The organism is Maribacter sp. R77961, from assembly GCF_044594925.1.
Classification (GTDB): Bacteria; Bacteroidota; Bacteroidia; order Flavobacteriales; family Flavobacteriaceae; genus Maribacter.
On the sequence record NZ_CP138991.1, the window covers coordinates 1,111,765 to 1,126,965 of the forward strand.

At 37.6% G+C, this 15,201-nt stretch carries 19 protein-coding genes; 12 read left to right on the top strand and 7 right to left on the bottom strand.

Annotated elements, in window-relative coordinates:
* Positions 1–6: 6 nt before the first annotated feature.
* The gene (locus SJY09_RS04810; protein WP_396637828.1) at positions 7–825 is read right to left on the bottom strand and encodes a mechanosensitive ion channel family protein; all 819 of its coding nucleotides are present in this window, start codon (positions 823–825) and stop codon (positions 7–9) included.
* A 262-nt stretch (positions 826–1,087) separates the two neighbouring features.
* Here SJY09_RS04810 and SJY09_RS04815 point away from each other — a divergent pair, with 262 nt between their 5' ends.
* From SJY09_RS04815 to SJY09_RS04865, 11 genes are all read left to right on the top strand, one after another.
* Entirely contained in the window at positions 1,088–1,489 is a 402-nt protein-coding gene (locus tag SJY09_RS04815) for a DoxX family protein (protein WP_396637829.1), read from the top strand.
* A gap of 327 nt (positions 1,490–1,816) precedes the next feature.
* Complete coding sequence (locus SJY09_RS04820) at positions 1,817–2,308, top strand: MarR family winged helix-turn-helix transcriptional regulator (protein WP_396637830.1); 492 nt, start codon at positions 1,817–1,819, stop codon at positions 2,306–2,308.
* The gene (locus SJY09_RS04825) at positions 2,305–2,778 is read left to right on the top strand and encodes an OsmC family protein (RefSeq protein WP_396637831.1); all 474 of its coding nucleotides are present in this window, start codon (positions 2,305–2,307) and stop codon (positions 2,776–2,778) included. The genes SJY09_RS04820 and SJY09_RS04825 overlap by 4 nt, the downstream gene beginning before the upstream one ends.
* Before the next feature lie 124 nt (positions 2,779–2,902).
* Entirely contained in the window at positions 2,903–3,358 is a 456-nt protein-coding gene (locus SJY09_RS04830) for a pyridoxamine 5'-phosphate oxidase family protein (RefSeq protein ID WP_396637832.1), read from the top strand.
* 42 nt (positions 3,359–3,400) lie between these two features.
* Positions 3,401–3,736, top strand: a complete 336-nt coding sequence (locus SJY09_RS04835) for a n-acetylglutamate synthase (protein ID WP_396637833.1) — start codon at positions 3,401–3,403, stop codon at positions 3,734–3,736.
* Positions 3,737–3,761: 25 nt separating this feature from the next.
* Positions 3,762–4,271 carry a GNAT family N-acetyltransferase gene (locus SJY09_RS04840; RefSeq protein WP_396637834.1) on the top strand — a complete coding sequence of 170 codons (510 nt, stop codon included), beginning with the start codon at positions 3,762–3,764 and terminating at the stop codon, positions 4,269–4,271.
* A gap of 46 nt (positions 4,272–4,317) precedes the next feature.
* A complete protein-coding gene (locus tag SJY09_RS04845) occupies positions 4,318–4,605 on the top strand; it encodes a DUF1272 domain-containing protein (protein WP_396637835.1) in 288 nt (95 codons plus the stop codon).
* A 247-nt stretch (positions 4,606–4,852) separates the two neighbouring features.
* Positions 4,853–7,426 carry a DUF262 domain-containing protein gene (locus tag SJY09_RS04850; RefSeq protein WP_396637836.1) on the top strand — a complete coding sequence of 858 codons (2,574 nt, stop codon included), beginning with the start codon at positions 4,853–4,855 and terminating at the stop codon, positions 7,424–7,426.
* Between the two features lie 277 nt (positions 7,427–7,703).
* Positions 7,704–8,018: a hypothetical protein gene (locus SJY09_RS04855; RefSeq protein ID WP_396637837.1), complete on the top strand. Its 315-nt coding sequence runs from the start codon at positions 7,704–7,706 to the stop codon at positions 8,016–8,018.
* A complete protein-coding gene (locus SJY09_RS04860; protein ID WP_396637838.1) occupies positions 8,018–8,425 on the top strand; it encodes a hypothetical protein in 408 nt (135 codons plus the stop codon). The genes SJY09_RS04855 and SJY09_RS04860 overlap by 1 nt, the downstream gene beginning before the upstream one ends.
* A gap of 36 nt (positions 8,426–8,461) precedes the next feature.
* Positions 8,462–9,025 (top strand): hypothetical protein, encoded by a 564-nt coding sequence (locus tag SJY09_RS04865; protein WP_396637839.1) that lies wholly within the window; start codon positions 8,462–8,464, stop codon positions 9,023–9,025.
* Positions 9,026–9,047: 22 nt separating this feature from the next.
* Here the strand turns inward: SJY09_RS04865 and SJY09_RS04870 are convergent, their stop codons facing one another.
* Entirely contained in the window at positions 9,048–9,191 is a 144-nt protein-coding gene (locus SJY09_RS04870) for a hypothetical protein (RefSeq protein WP_396637840.1), read from the bottom strand.
* 150 nt (positions 9,192–9,341) lie between these two features.
* Positions 9,342–9,959 (bottom strand): LysE family translocator, encoded by a 618-nt coding sequence (locus tag SJY09_RS04875; RefSeq protein WP_396637841.1) that lies wholly within the window; start codon positions 9,957–9,959, stop codon positions 9,342–9,344.
* 185 nt (positions 9,960–10,144) lie between these two features.
* On the opposite strand from SJY09_RS04875, the gene SJY09_RS04880 reads away from it, so the two are divergent.
* A complete protein-coding gene (locus SJY09_RS04880) occupies positions 10,145–10,666 on the top strand; it encodes an ASCH domain-containing protein (RefSeq protein ID WP_396637842.1) in 522 nt (173 codons plus the stop codon).
* A gap of 54 nt (positions 10,667–10,720) precedes the next feature.
* Here SJY09_RS04880 and SJY09_RS04885 read toward each other — a convergent pair whose 3' ends face one another.
* The 4 genes from SJY09_RS04885 to SJY09_RS04900 form a co-directional block, all read right to left on the bottom strand.
* The gene (locus SJY09_RS04885; protein WP_396637843.1) at positions 10,721–11,953 is read right to left on the bottom strand and encodes a glycosyltransferase; all 1,233 of its coding nucleotides are present in this window, start codon (positions 11,951–11,953) and stop codon (positions 10,721–10,723) included.
* A 52-nt stretch (positions 11,954–12,005) separates the two neighbouring features.
* Complete coding sequence (locus tag SJY09_RS04890; protein WP_396637844.1) at positions 12,006–13,517, bottom strand: DEAD/DEAH box helicase; 1,512 nt, start codon at positions 13,515–13,517, stop codon at positions 12,006–12,008.
* A 107-nt stretch (positions 13,518–13,624) separates the two neighbouring features.
* Positions 13,625–14,554, bottom strand: a complete 930-nt coding sequence (locus SJY09_RS04895) for a 2-hydroxyacid dehydrogenase (RefSeq protein ID WP_396637845.1) — start codon at positions 14,552–14,554, stop codon at positions 13,625–13,627.
* Entirely contained in the window at positions 14,555–15,064 is a 510-nt protein-coding gene (locus tag SJY09_RS04900; RefSeq protein WP_396637846.1) for a DUF6155 family protein, read from the bottom strand.
* Positions 15,065–15,201: the final 137 nt, after the last annotated feature.

The window sequence follows — 15,201 nt, forward strand, 5'->3', positions numbered from 1 at the left end:
TGTAGATTATCCACCAACAGAGCCCAATTCAATACCTTCGGAATAGGCCACTCTTATATTGTTCTCATGGAACACCTGTTTAACGGTTCTATGGGATTCAAACGTAGCTTCCCAATAATCATCCGGTCGTACGTAAGGGCGTATGGCCAAGATAACATTATGGCTATCAAAATTCTCGATTCCTATTTCCGGAGCAGGTTCATCTAGTACCAAGGGGTTTTTTTTGAGTGCTTCTTGAATAAGCTGTTGCACTTTGGGAAAGCTTTCTTCATAGGGCATATGGGCATTTAGCTCCAACCGAACCAAGCCTTTTTTAGAAAAATTGGTCACTACGCCATCGGTTATTTTTGCATTGGGAACGATTAAGGTCTTATTCCCGGGAGTTATTAATATGGTATTGAAAATCCCTATTTCCTCCACCTTTCCAAAGCTATCATCTACTTGAATCCAATCATGGGCCTTATAAGGTTTTAGGAACAGGATAAGGATACCTGAAGCAAAATTCCCCAAACTACCTTGTAAGGACAGTCCTATAGCAAAACCCATAGCGGCAACAATGGTGACTAATCCTGATAGTTCCACGCCTAAAATAGAAACGGCTATCAGTAGTAAGACAATTTTTAAGGTGGTCGCCACCAAGGAAACAATAAAGGGCCGCATGGTATCCGAAATACTCAATTTCGTCAAAGACTTACCCAAAAGTGCATCTACTTTTTTTAGTAGTTTAAAACCTATCCACAGCAAAAGAATGGCTGCGAAAACTCTGGGAGCATAGGAAATAGCGTTATCAATGATAATTTGGGTGTACTGTTCTATTTTATCCATGGGTGCTAATTAATACCTTAAAAATAAGGGTTTTTTGTTTTGAAGTTTGTTCCCTCTGTTTATAAAGGACTGCATCTGGCTGATATTCCTTTAGAATTAACGGTGCATGCTAACCTTGAAACAAGTTATTTTTTTACAGAGGCAAAAATCTTCAGCACTAACAAACTTCCATTGGTCTACAGTAAGTGGTAAACCGTCGCTGTGTGGCATAACGATGTAACGGTCCTCCCCTACCTTAGCAAAAAACTTAACCTAAGAAATCATGAAATCGAACAAAATTATTTTTAGAATTTGTCTTGCTGTTTTTTCCATTGCTATTATCGGATCTATAGTGAATTCGATTATTAATTATGAAACGGTGGTCACCACTTTTGAGAATCTGGGCTATCCCGTTTATCTCATACATTTACTAGGTGTCGCCCAATCTTTAGGCTTAATCCTATTACTAGTTAATAAAGACCAATATTTGGTTGAATGGGTTTATGCGGCTTTTTTCCTAAACTTTATTTTGGGCTGCTTTGCGCACTTGGCTGTAGAAAGTGCCAATGGGGCATCTGCAGTAGTTTGTATTGTTATTCTTTTGGTTACCTACGTGCAATCTAAGAAAGTTAGGGAGTATAGCGGGGAAAGTACAACGAGTATAAAGCCAAATTTTACCAATTGAAATAAAATACTACCATTTTAAGAATTTGCTAATTTAGCCCGTAACTACACTCAATTATTACGTAATGGTTTGGCCCGTCTATGACGGGCCATTCCTATTTTATGGATTTTGCTATGGTAACATCAACATATGTAATAGTCTAAATTTACTCCTATTTAATAAACTACCCCGGGGTAAACCCGCGAGGCATTCGTAAGAAATGTATATTTAATTTGGAAGCAAGCCTTGGAGTATTATACCCTTTGGCGGTGCCAATTAAAAAGATTACAGCAAATCATTTTATGCAGTTAACTGCGTATTTAATATCTTTATAACAGATAAGTTACTATGGAGAACGATTTAGTAAAGTTATTGGGCTATGCCAATCTAGATACCCGATTAAAGCGTATTAGTGATAAAATGTCCCACAGCCTACGGGCCATGTACCATGAGCTTCAATTAGATACGGAACCCAACTGGTATTTGGTGTTATGGATCGTTCAGGACAAACCTGGTGTCTCGGTTATGGAAATTGCATCAAGCTTACAGTTCACCCATCAATCTGTGATGAAAATGACCTCGAAAATGATGGCCAAAGGGTATCTCGAAAGGGAAAAAGACCCCTTAGATAAACGAAAGACCATCTTTTATCTTACCCAAAAAGCAACTGACAAAATGCCCTTGTTCACGCATATATGGGAAATAGGAAAAACTGTAACACTAGAACTACTCCAAGGAAATACCGAAATTATGCAGCACTTGGAGCGGCTAGAGAAGAATCTAGAAAACAGATCCTTTGGAGAACGTATCTCTGAAAACCTTAAAAAACAGCACTCATGAAGAAACATCACTATAAAACCATGTTGGAATGGACGGGCAATACCGGCGAAGGCACTACCAATTATAAGGCTTATCAAAGAGCTCATGAGATTTCCATAGCAGGAAAAAACCATAACATCATGGGGTCGTCCGACCCTTCGTTTAGGGGCGATTCATCCCGGTACAATCCAGAGGAACTCTTTCTTTCTTCTATTTCTTCCTGTCATATGCTTTGGTTTTTACACTTGTGTTCGGTGCACGGGATTACGGTGATGGAATATCGGGATAATGCTATCGGTGTTATGGAAGAGGACAAAAAAGGAAGCGGTCGTTTTACCACAGTTACCCTGCATCCGCAAGTAATTATTACGGATCCTGATATGGTTCAAAAGGCGAATTCGTTACACAAAGAAGCTAATACCATGTGTTTTATTGCGAATTCCTGTAATTTTAAGATTGAACATGAGCCTATAACTGGCGTTAAAGTATAGTTTACTCGATAATCGAGATTTAAATACTCCAACGCTTGCCTCGAAAGTAAATGGAATTTTCCTTTTAATGCCTCGCGGGCTTGCCCTGGGGTAGTTACCTTAGGCAAACGTATTTATGTGAACAATGGAACTAACTACAAGTATTAAAGATTACATAGACCGCAGCGTGCTTTGTTGGCTGGCTACGGTATCGGATACGCAAATGCCCAACGTATCCCCAAAAGAGATATTCACCTATTACGGCACGGATAGTATTATTATCGCCAATATCGCCTCACCGCAAACGGTAAAAAACATACAAATCAATTCCCAGGTCTGCATAAGTTTTATAGATGTGCTGGTACAGAAAGGCTATCAACTTAAGGGAAAGGCGACCATTATTACATCATCCGACCCGGAATTTGAGGGTATGCAAGCAAAATTACTTTTAATGACCGAAGGTAAATTCCCCTTCCAAACCATAACCAAAATCCGTGTGGAACAGGTAAAATCCATTATAGCGCCCAAATATCTGCTTTATCCGGATACCACGGAGAAAGCCCAGATTGCCAGTGCCAAAAAAACGTATGGCATACCTTAGGAGCTAAAAAAGGAACAGAAATATTAGTTTTAACAGGTACCTATGAACTACAATAAAAAACGGTTTCGCCCCATACAAAATACCGATAACGGGGAAACATCGGCTGCGACGGTATTTGAGTACCGCCAAACAGGAGCTATTGTCACGGCAAACTATGAGGGCGGACAAATTATGAAAGGCCATCTTATCGGTCTGGTACAAACAGATGGTAGCATAGACATGCGCTACCACCAAGTAAACACTAAAGGAGAACTCATGACAGGAATTTGCCATTCCACCCCGGAACTAATGGAGAACGGAAAAATACGTCTACATGAACGTTGGGAATGGACCTCTGGGGACAAATCCAAGGGAAGCTCCATCATCGAAGAAATATAACCTTCTAGCTTTAATACAAAGACTGATGAAAATAACAAATAGCACCTCGGCGGATATTCCAAAAATCTTTGAACTGTATGGCATAGCCACGGCCTATATGCAGTCTAAAAATCAGGTGAGTTGGCCTGAGTTTTCAAAGGAATTGGTACAAACGGAGATTGACGAAAACCAACAATGGAAATTGTTACTAGAGGGTGAAATTGCCTGTATATGGGCCACCACACAGACCGATGCCCTTATTTGGGGCGCTAAAGACCTAGAACCTTCACTGTACCTACACCGGATTGCGACCAACCCCCACTTTAGGGGCAGAAACTTGGTGAAACAACTTATAGACTGGGCCAATGCACACGGTAAGGCAAAGGGTTTAAGCTTTCTACGTATGGATACGGTGGGCTTGAACAAAGGACTTATCGGACATTATAAAAAGATGGGGTTTCAGTTTTTAGGTGCTAAAAAGCTTGATGATACTACCGGTTTACCAGCACATTACCAAGAAGGCGAAGTCTGTCTTTTTCAAAAAGACATTGTATAGATAAAATACGGTTTGCAATAGCGTTTAATTAAAAACGGAGTATAGAATGGAACTACGACCCAACTGCGAAAACTGTGACAAAGCCCTTCCCAATGGTAGTACAGCGGCTATGATTTGCACCTTTGACTGCACCTTCTGCATAGCCTGTGTAACGGAAATTTTACAGAACGTATGTCCCAACTGTGGTGGTGGTTTTGAAAAAAGACCCACACGCCCCAAAGCCTTATTACAAAAATACCCCCCTTCGGACACTAAAGTCCTAAAGCCCGTAGATTTGAAAAAATTTCAAGAAACACTTGAAAAATATAAGGGTGTGGACCCTTCTGAGCGTTAGCCAGCATAACATTCCACGCGTTGGTACCTAAAACATAAATACCAACCTTACGGATTTCCGTAAGGCCTACCCTACCCCTTGTGTTATTTTTAGTGTTAAAAACTTTTGGTAACCTAGCACTAAGTGGCTTTTGATTAAATGTTAAAACACCGAACTTCGTTACCTGTGCTGAACTCGTTTAAGTAGTAACCGATAAATGAAATAACAACTTCACTTATCTAAACGTTGGCAATAATTAGAATAAACTATGGAAAATAAAGAACAATTATTTGAAAAAATATTTAAGCAACATTTGAAAATTGAAACTTATTCTCAATCAATCGATAGTTTATATAGCCCAAGATTAAAGAATCGAATCGACTATAAACCTTATTACCAAAGAAATTATGTTTGGGACAACAATAAAGCAACCTATTTCATAGAAAGTATTCTTATTGGGACTGAAGTGCCACCATTAATTTTTTTTGATAACAATAAGAATATTGAAATCATTGATGGTAGACAAAGATTTGAAACAATCTTAAGATTTATGGATAATCAATTTTCATTGAGTTCAAAAGGTTTAAAAATTTTACGTCAATTAGGGAAAAAAACTTTCAGCGAACTAGCTAAAACTGATAATGAAATACTAGATAATTTTTTAGATGCAAAAATTAGAATTATAAATTTCACACTTGTTAATGAGCCACCTCTTGATGATTATTTGGCTGATCGAGTTAAAAAAGAAATATTCTCTAGATATAACACCGGTATTACACCTTTAAAAAAATCAGAAGTTGATAACGCAAAATATGATGTGGATGCATTATCCAATGAGTTTAAAGCAATATTGACAAACGATTTAGAATTAAGAAAAAATATCTACAATACCTTTTTTAAACCAACTAAAAATAAAAAGGATAATCCGCCAGTTGAAGACATTATGTCTTTTGTTAGAAGGTTTTTAGTACTTCCAATGTACCCTATTAAATCTTATGCGAATGGAGGAGGTAGAACAGAAATATTAACTTTATTGTATGAGGTTTTTTCTAACAATACAACAAATTGTAAATCAGTTACAGAAAATTTCTTAAATAAATTAAAATATATTTCAAAGATTAAGGAATATTCAGAAAAGAATGATTTAGAAATTAATAGGCTTGCTTTAGAAACAATACTTTGGGGTTTAGGTGTTCTAGAACAAGAAGATGTAATTTCAAACTTTGACCAAGATTTCATTAGTAAAACCTCGAAGTATATAAATGATAATATCAAAGAGTATTCTACAGAAGATTACCAGTTTAATAAAATAGTTTTAGCAAGATTCAATGCAACAACATCATTTTTAAGTGAATTGCATAACAAAAAACTTGATTTCTACCTTGTTGCAGATTCTGATAAGAAAGAAGAATTAAAGGAATTAAGAAAACCTAAAGATACAACCACCGCCCTATCCGAACTTGAAAGTTTAAGATTGAATAAGCCAGAGCCATCCAGAAGTTCCATCGATGATATAGTTAGAACTATGCAAAGAAGAAGGTTTTTGATTAGACCTTCTTACCAAAGACAAGAGGTAATCAACCCCACCAAAGCTTCTTCTATAATTGAGAGTATACTATTAGATATTAAATTACCGCCAATTTTTGTTTTTAAAAGATCTGATGGAATTAATGAAGTAATAGACGGACAACAAAGACTCTTAACAATTTTGGGGTTTATTGGAGAAAAATATCTAGGAGAAAATAACGAACTAACTGTTTCTAAAAACCACAGTTTTAGTTTAAGAAAATTAAGAATACTTAAAGAATTAGATAGCAAAAAATTTAATCAACTCACAGAAGAACAGCAAGGTAAAATACTGGATTTTCAACTATACATAATAGAAATTGATGAAAATCAGAATCCTCATTTTGACCCAATTGATTTATTTATAAGACTTAATGATAAACCTTATCCCATAAGAGTAAATTCATTTGAAATGTGGAATAGTTGGGTTGACAACTCAGTAATTGATGAAATAAAAAAATTGACAGCTAGACTTAAGCCTTGGTTTTATTTAAAACAATTATCAAGAAAAGCAGATAGAGATAGAATGGAAAGTGAGGAGTTGCTTTCATCACTTATATATTTAGATTATTCTTTAAATCATTCCAACTCTTACAAAGGATTAGATATTTTTCAAAAAACTGATAGAATAAATGCAAGAATAGGAAACAAAGCAAATATAACCAGTGTATTTCAAGAGATTAGTGAAAATGAAAATAATTATAAAAACTACTTAAAATCAATAAAAAACATCAAGTCGTTTATCAAAAAAGTAAAATTCGTACTTATTGATAAAGATGTTGATATCGATATTAAAGACTTTTTGAGAAAAGAATTGGATACTGTATTTAAAGCGAATAAAGAAAGTAAATTTTTCAGAAGAACAATGCAAGATTTTTATATTCTTTGGTATACTTTAAATGAGATTAATTTCGATATGGTAAAATACCATCGAATAAATATAAAATCTGAATTGATAGATATATTTTCCTATATGAAAGATATTCCTTTAGAAAATCAAGAACTAAATAATGGTTATGTAGTGTTTGATAAAATGATAAATGATTTTAAGGAGAGATACAAAAAACAAGAAAGGAAAGTAAAATTAACAGAGGAGGAAAAAGTTGAATTTATAAAAGAACAAAGTAACATTAGCCCCTTTTCTGGAGCACCAGTTTTTGTTGGTGATGATATTGAAGTTGACCATATTGATTCTTTAGCAACTGGTGGTAAAGATGAAAAGAGTAATCTTCAATTGTTGCATACAGATGAGAACAGGAAAAAAGGCTCAAAATAACTATTGACAATAAAGATGCGTATAGCTCATAGACAGGTAGTTGATTAATCAGAGTTAAGGAATATTTGGAAATTTGGCTTATGCTCAATCCGAAAATAATCTTTTAATTTGTACGCCACGCGCCATTTAAAAGACTCATAAGGATTTCTTATTATTCCTGTGAATTTTAACTTCACTCGTAAACCCCAACCAAATAGCATATAGAATTCCCATTCCAGTCACAATCCCCCGTTATCGCGTTAGTGAAAATTCCGTACTATAGTATCTTTGTAATACGATGGTCAATGAAACTTATAGAAGATGTAGCAATTGCGGAGAAATCTCCTTAAACGAGGATTATTGTCCCAACTGCGGTAACATCGTCAACATTACCCTAAAACGGGAACTGGAGCGCAAGGAAAAGGTTGTAAAGCGGCAAAAGGCGCAGGCAGACCCTCAAAAGAAAAGTGCCGTAACACTTTTTCTGGAAAATGTAAAGGACCATGAGAATCTTATCATCCGGTATGTAGCGCGTTTCTTCTATTCCATTTGGTTGGTGGTCATTGCTATCGGGTCGTTTTTGGCACTATTGTTCGGTTATATCGCTGCCTAATGAAAAACACTATGCTTTTACGGTTCATAAAAAGATGGTATTTCCCCGCTTTTGGGGTGTTGGCGCTCCTCGTATATGTCTCCCAAAAATTTGGTATTGTACTACCAGTACTTATTACAAATTATGGCAATGATGTGTTGTGTATGCCTATTGTGCTTAAAATTTGTCAATATGCCGTTCGGCAGCTAAAATCAGACCCTTCCTTACAAATTCCCATAGCGCTGGTCATTACGCTAACCCTAGGTTACGCCGTGTATTTTGAGTGGTATTTGCCACTATACAACCCGCGCTACACCGCAGATGGTATCGATGTAGTCCTGTATGCTATCGGAGCACTATTTTTTATGGCAATAGAACGCTATGGAATCACAGAAAGGCCTATTTTAGCCGGAAGCCAAGACGTTTAAAATTCGTTTTCGGCCTATTCCTTTAGAAGTAACTTTATGAAGAAAATGTTTTTTTTGATTCCGGTTTTGATAAGCCTTGGTTGTGGCGAAAATAAACAAGCAACCCAAGAACAGGTTACGACCTATTATGAGGGTTTTGCAAATGGGGATTATGTACAAATTAAAAGCACGCTTTCCGACAGTTTAATTACCACGGAGGGCGATTATACCATGCCTTTTTCACGTGAAAGTTATTATGAGAAGTTTAAATGGGATTCTGTTTTTAAAACGGAGTATCAGCTCGTGGACATAAACTATAAAAAGGGTGCTACCATTGCTACGGTAAGCTTAAAATCCCCTAGATTGGCTTTTTTAGAGAACAGTCCCATGACCTGTAAATATCGATTTGAATTTGAGAATGGACAAATAGCCCGTATTGCTAATTTGGAATGTCCCACGGCCAATTGGGAAATCTGGGGAGAACGAGTAAATGAATTGGTTGTGTGGACAAAAGAAAACCATCCGGAACTGGATGGGTTTATCAACGACCTTACGATGAAAGGCGCGCAAAATTATATGCAAGCGATACAGTTCTATCAAAATCGCCCAAGGTCTGATTAAACAAACCTTGACCGAACCAATATTACTGGTGTTGCTTTCTAGCTTTTCTGTTACGGCTACTTCTAAAATTTCTACTGTCCTTGGTCATGTAGGCTAGTAAACCGAGCGCTGCTGCAACGATAGTCACGGTAACCATAAGATAAATAACTTCACTTTGTAATTCCATAGGTTTAATATACGAAAAATTAGGATATGAAACTACCTTTCTATTTGATTTATAATAGTTTAACCTCTATGTTTCATTACTGTATTTCTAGAAATCGAACTGACATCATAACAATAAAAACAGCTAAGGGTGTAGTATGGCAAAAATGAATCACAGCAGGTAGATAAGATTTCCAATTCCCACGACACCCGTTAGGCAGCCAATGATAAAATTCATTTTAGTCGCGATTGTTGTCAGTCTATGTTCAATTTTACGCGCTATCGTTGCGTATACTGCATAGATGGTGAACGAACCAATAGTCGAACCAATAGAAAAATAGAAGCTGTTCAGAATGGAATATTCAAAATAATCCAATCCTATTAAAAAGGAAATGGTCGTAAAGTAAAAGGGTATGGCAAAGGTATTGAGTAAGGACATTCCTATGCCGTGGAAATAGGCTTTGGACTTCTCAATGTTAACCTTCTTAAATTTTCCTTTGGAGTTAAAATGCAAACGGAAAAAATTAATCGATAATAAAAGAAGAATTCCTGTTCCAATCATTTGGATGATGGTGATATATTCCGAGTTTTTCATGAGGACACTGGCCAAATAAGCTCCAATATTAGCTTGAAAGAACAATACTGTAGCGAAACCACCCACAAGGTACAAGGCCGATTTACGTCCGCTTTTTAGACTGAACTTAACCACGGTCAGGTTTAAAAAACTAGGGCTAAGACTGCCAGAAGCCGCAATAACAAATCCGAAAAATAAGCACGTAATAAAGACCATAAGTAATTTCTAGTTACAAAGAACCAGTTTCTTGTTCGCTAGTCTTACCGCGTATCATAAGAATTGTGATGCGAAAGAAATTATTCCCTTCGTAAAGACAATAGCTCGTAATTGTGCCCGGTAATTAGAGAATAGCGTACTTTGTAGTAAGAAATCCGATATTCCAACTTCAATTACAAAAAACCATGAAGTATCTAAGTCTGCTATTGTTTATGCTGTTCATCAATTGTAAAAGTGAAGATACACCCAAAACTCCCGAAGCGCTGTGGCAGGACTATATAGCAACGTATCCCGAACACAGTACGGATGTAATACCCGATGCCGATTTCTTTCATAATAACGAAGCCGATGCCAATAGGCTGGGACAGCTTATTTTAGCAGGAAAGAAGCGTGCCGGTTCTTCGCTCTATTCCCTTTATCGGAAATATGAAATGGATTTACCCCAACCGGGCAAAATGCAAATCGTAACCGATTTTGATGGTAATGCCCTTGCGCTAATAGAAACCATAGAGATAGATACGGTACCCTTTAATCAAATTTCTGCTGCCTATGCCGCTAAAGATATGGGAACGGAAGACGAAGCGCTAAAAAAATGGAAAAAGGCACACTGGGATTTTTTCGAATCCTTTTTAAGCGAAATGGGTGACAAACCGTCCGGAGATATGCTTATTGTCTGTGAACAATTTAAAAAGGTTTGGCCGGAATAACGGCCTTACTTTGCAAGCTATCTACAAAGAGAAAATTATCAACAAGGCTATAAACTACTTTTTACTCTTTTCCTCGATCCATTTACTCATATACTTGCTACTGGCCATGGTTTGATGTTGTAGCATACTCCCGATAAAATTCTTCCTTCGATGCGATGTAAGATTTTGTGCTGTTCCTTGTAATTTATCGGCCAAGGCTTTCTCCAAAACAGTGCCACGGTATAGCTCTTTAATAATTATAGTACCCTGTTTCTGTGCCCTGTTCCAAACCGCGCTGTCTTGATACAAATGTATCGCAGCTTTAATAAAATCTGCAGTATCCTTCGCTATGATGCCGTTCCATTCTAGTTTTTCATGCATCCCTTCTGCACCAATAGCGGTAGTTACACTTGGCGTACCAAATTGCATGGCATGAAGTAATTTTCCTTTGATACCAGCACCAAAACGAAGCGGTGCCAGACAAACACGATGGGCAAGCATTACTTCTTCTACAGTAATTGCCCTACCCTGAATAAGGAATCCAGACTCGGGATCATGCATTTCATTAATCTGTTGCGGAAGATAAGCACCATAAATATTCAACTTTGCCTTTGGTAAAGTTGCTTTTATTTTGGACCAAATATCTTGTTTTAGATATTTTATCGCATCCACGTTGGGAGCATGTTTTCCGCCACCAATGAATACAAAGTCCGTCCGTTCCTCAAAGCTCGGTAAAGAAATTGGAATCTCTTTTTCAGCTACCATAAAAGGAAGGTGCAGCAATAAAGACGAATCTATTTGCAATTCATCCTGCAGAAATTCCAGTTCGTAGCTGGAAATGAGTAAGGAAATATCGCAGCGGTAAATACTGGCAATTTCTCGCTTGGTTTTATCCTCTTGCAACCAAGCATTTACCGTAAAGGGTTCTCCTTTTTTAAATGCCTCTTGGCGTACATGACGCAGTGAATGTAAATCTTCAGTATCCAATATGCGTAAAGCATCGGGACAATTTACTGCAACTCGCCAACCAAATTGCTCTTCGGTGATAAAACGATCAAATAATACCACATCGGGATTCAGCTCCGTTATAAACAAATCAAAAGAACTACTGTTCAGCGCAATTGAACGGGTCTGAATGCCCAAATCTTGTAAGGCTCCTACATGCACATTTTCTGGCATGGCAGCAACAAAAGTAATCTGATAAGCTTGTGCCTTAAAGAAAGAGAGTAACTGCAATAACCGAACTCCCGCTGCCGTTGCATTGGGCTCTGGCCAGTGGCAACCGATAACAAGAAGTGTTTTGGTCATTAGTTTTGAGGCATTTCGTTTAGACTCATTTCCTTCCTAAGTCTTCATACAACTACATCCTTGCGGCGAACTTTTTAGAAATCTTAGAACGTAGTTTACGTTCGTAATCTTCCTCTAACCACTCCTTATAGTTCTTGGTATTGTTCATGATACAATAGGAATATTGACGCACGCGGTAAGCGATTTCTTCCTTGAGCTGTTTCGCCAGAATACGGGCATCAAAGACATCCTCGGCGTTCTCCACACAAATTTGTGCGTGCTGCTCAATACTTTTTTCGAGTACCAGTTTGGATTTTTCTCCATTGGCAAAGCTCTTTTTATATTCCGCTTTAATATCAAACTCTATGTGCTCCGATTTCGCGAATTGTTCACGTAGGGCCTTTGGCATTTCATACACAAACTCCCGCTCAATTTCTTCATCGTTCTTAATGTTCTCTAAATAGAAATCTGGAAAATGAAATATCTCTTGCCAGTCTACAGGGGCGCTCCACATACCAAAACGGGCAATATTGTTTCCCATATCCACTACCGTGAACTCCTCCTTATTGGCTAAGTAACGGGAGCCACGACCAATCATTTGAAAATATAGGGTAAGCGAACGTGTTGCTCTGTTCAATATGATAGTTTCTACCGTAGGCTCATCGAACCCTGTAGTTAAGATACTTACAGAACTGAGGATAGCATCGGGGGTTTCCGAGAACCACTGCAAAATTTCCTTTCGTTCTGCGGCGGTATTCTTGTTGTCTAGATGACGTACATTATAGCCCGCTTTCTTAAAGGTCTCGTATACATATCTTGAGGTATTGATACCATTATTGAATATCAGGGTCTTGGTTCCCAAAGCAATTTCCGTATAAGCAGCCAATAGCTTGCCCAACATGCTGTGATTACCATAAAGCTCATCGGACGACTTAACGGTATAGTCACCGTTAATGCCGAGTTTTAAGCTTTGTAGGCTCACATCATAATTGTACATATTGGCCTTGGCCAAGAACTTTCTAGAGATCAAGGATTCTATGGACTCCCCTACAATCAACTTTTTATAGTTGTCCTTCATGGGCAGTTTTATATTACTGCTCAACGGAGTTGCGGTAACCCCAAGAATAACGGCATCTTCAAAGTACTTGAATAGTTTTCGGAAAGAATTGTAGTGTGCCTCATCAATAATGACCAGACCAATATTGTTGATCTCTACCTTTTCTTCCTGTAGTCGGTTGTTCAAGGTCTCTACCATGGCCACAAAACACATGAATTCATCTTGATCAACGAGTTCTTTCACCTCGCTGTTGATAATCTTATTGTTCACGCCGAATCCATGAAGCATTTTTGAAGTCTGAACACTAAGTTCTATACGGTGTGTGAGCACCACCACCTTTTTCTTTTTCCGCTCTATATATCGCTTTGCAATTTCAGAAAAGACTACGGTTTTTCCTCCACCAGTAGGTAGTTGGTATAAAAGGTTCGTGTTATCAGGGCTTTCTTCCAAATGCTTGAAAATGGCATTTAAATCCTCTTCCTGGTAATCGTATAATGTTTTTTCAGTAGTGTCTTTTTCTAGCTTCAAAGGCTGATCATCTAAATTTAGTGTTCGCTTGGTTTCATCAGGGAAAACCTTACAATATTAGAAGATTTTTATCGGTATTGGAAATATAAATTTCGGTTTAATTAAAATTAGTATCCTTTTTTACGGTCTACCTCGTTTAACAATTTATAGCCTTCCCGTAGGTTTTGATAATTTTCCAAGATTTGCGGAATTACGGAATTGGTGTCAGATACACTAGCATAATGTGGAGTCATGTGCACCTTTTTATGTTGCCAAAACGGATGGGAGGTCGCTAGGGGTTCTTGATGGTATACATCTAAACATGCTCCGGAGATTTGCTCCTTGTCCAATTGTTCTAGCAAGTCTGCATCCACCACGTGTCCTCCACGGGCAACGTTAATAACGTAAGCGTCCTTAGGTAGCTGCGCTAATAGTTCCGTATTGATGAAGCCTTTCGTTTCTGGGGTCAAAGGAAGCAAACACACTAGTATATCCGTGGTATTCAAGAAGCCACTGAGTTCATTTGTGCCAGCAAAGGTATTAACGCCCCCTATATTTTTTTTGCTTCTAGACCATCCCTGAACCTCAAAACCTGTCCGTACCAAATCCAAGGCCGTTAGGGCTCCCAATTCACCCAGACCTAACATACCTACCGTTACATCTTTGATACGTTTATAATCTCTGGGCTTCCATATATTGTTAACCTGCTGCAGCTTATACGTATTCAGGTTCTTTAAATGTGCTAGAATTACCGCCAAGACATGTTCTGACATATCACTGGCCAGATAAGGGTCTACCACACGTGTAATGGGTACGTGCTTAGGTGCGGTAGCATCCTCAAAAATATAATCGACTCCCGCACCTGCAGAAGCGATACACTTTAAATTTGGATACCCGCTTAAACTCCCTTCTGGGTGTTTCCAGATCAAGGCCATTACAATATCCTCCTTAGGGTGTTCCTCTAAATAACTATATACCTTAAGTTCTGGATTTGCACGTAAGAGTGCATTTTTCCAAAGGTCAATTTTTTTATCCTGTCTAATAATAACTATTGCCATTTAATCTACTATATCTAGTGCCTTAGCGAAACCTTCCTCGTAAAGCCAGTTTTTATCTTGTGTTATGGTATATATTTTTACGATACGCTCCTTAAAATTTGGAAGCAAGCCATGTAACGAAATATATTGAATTAATTCCGTGAACGAATTGAGCATACTTTTATAGAAAGCATCGGGTACATTGCGTTCTTCTTCAAAAGTTTGGGCGATTTCCAGATTAAAACACATCACATCTGCTATTAAATGTGGTTCCATTCCTAATTTTAGAAAATGTTTAATAAATTTTTGGGCTACGGAACGTCTAGCCTTGGGTCTTCTACGTTTCAATGGAAAATACTCATTGGATATTTTTGCTTTTGCCTCTTGCACCAATTTTTCCTCCTTGGGATTAAAAACAAAATCATAATAGGTCTTTACCTCAGGAAACCTGTTGTATAGGTCTAAGAGCTGTTCTTCCAGGTCAGCTTTGGACAACTGGGACAAGTACGTTTTTAAGGCTCTTTTACTCATGGTGTAAAGTATTGTTTCAAAAATAAGCTATGTGCTTTCAAAACCCTAAATGCCATCTATTTTTCTTGTGAACTTATAAGTAATGTAAAAGAAAGTAGCGAAGTCTTTGGAAAAGAGGGAATAATAATGTATTATGT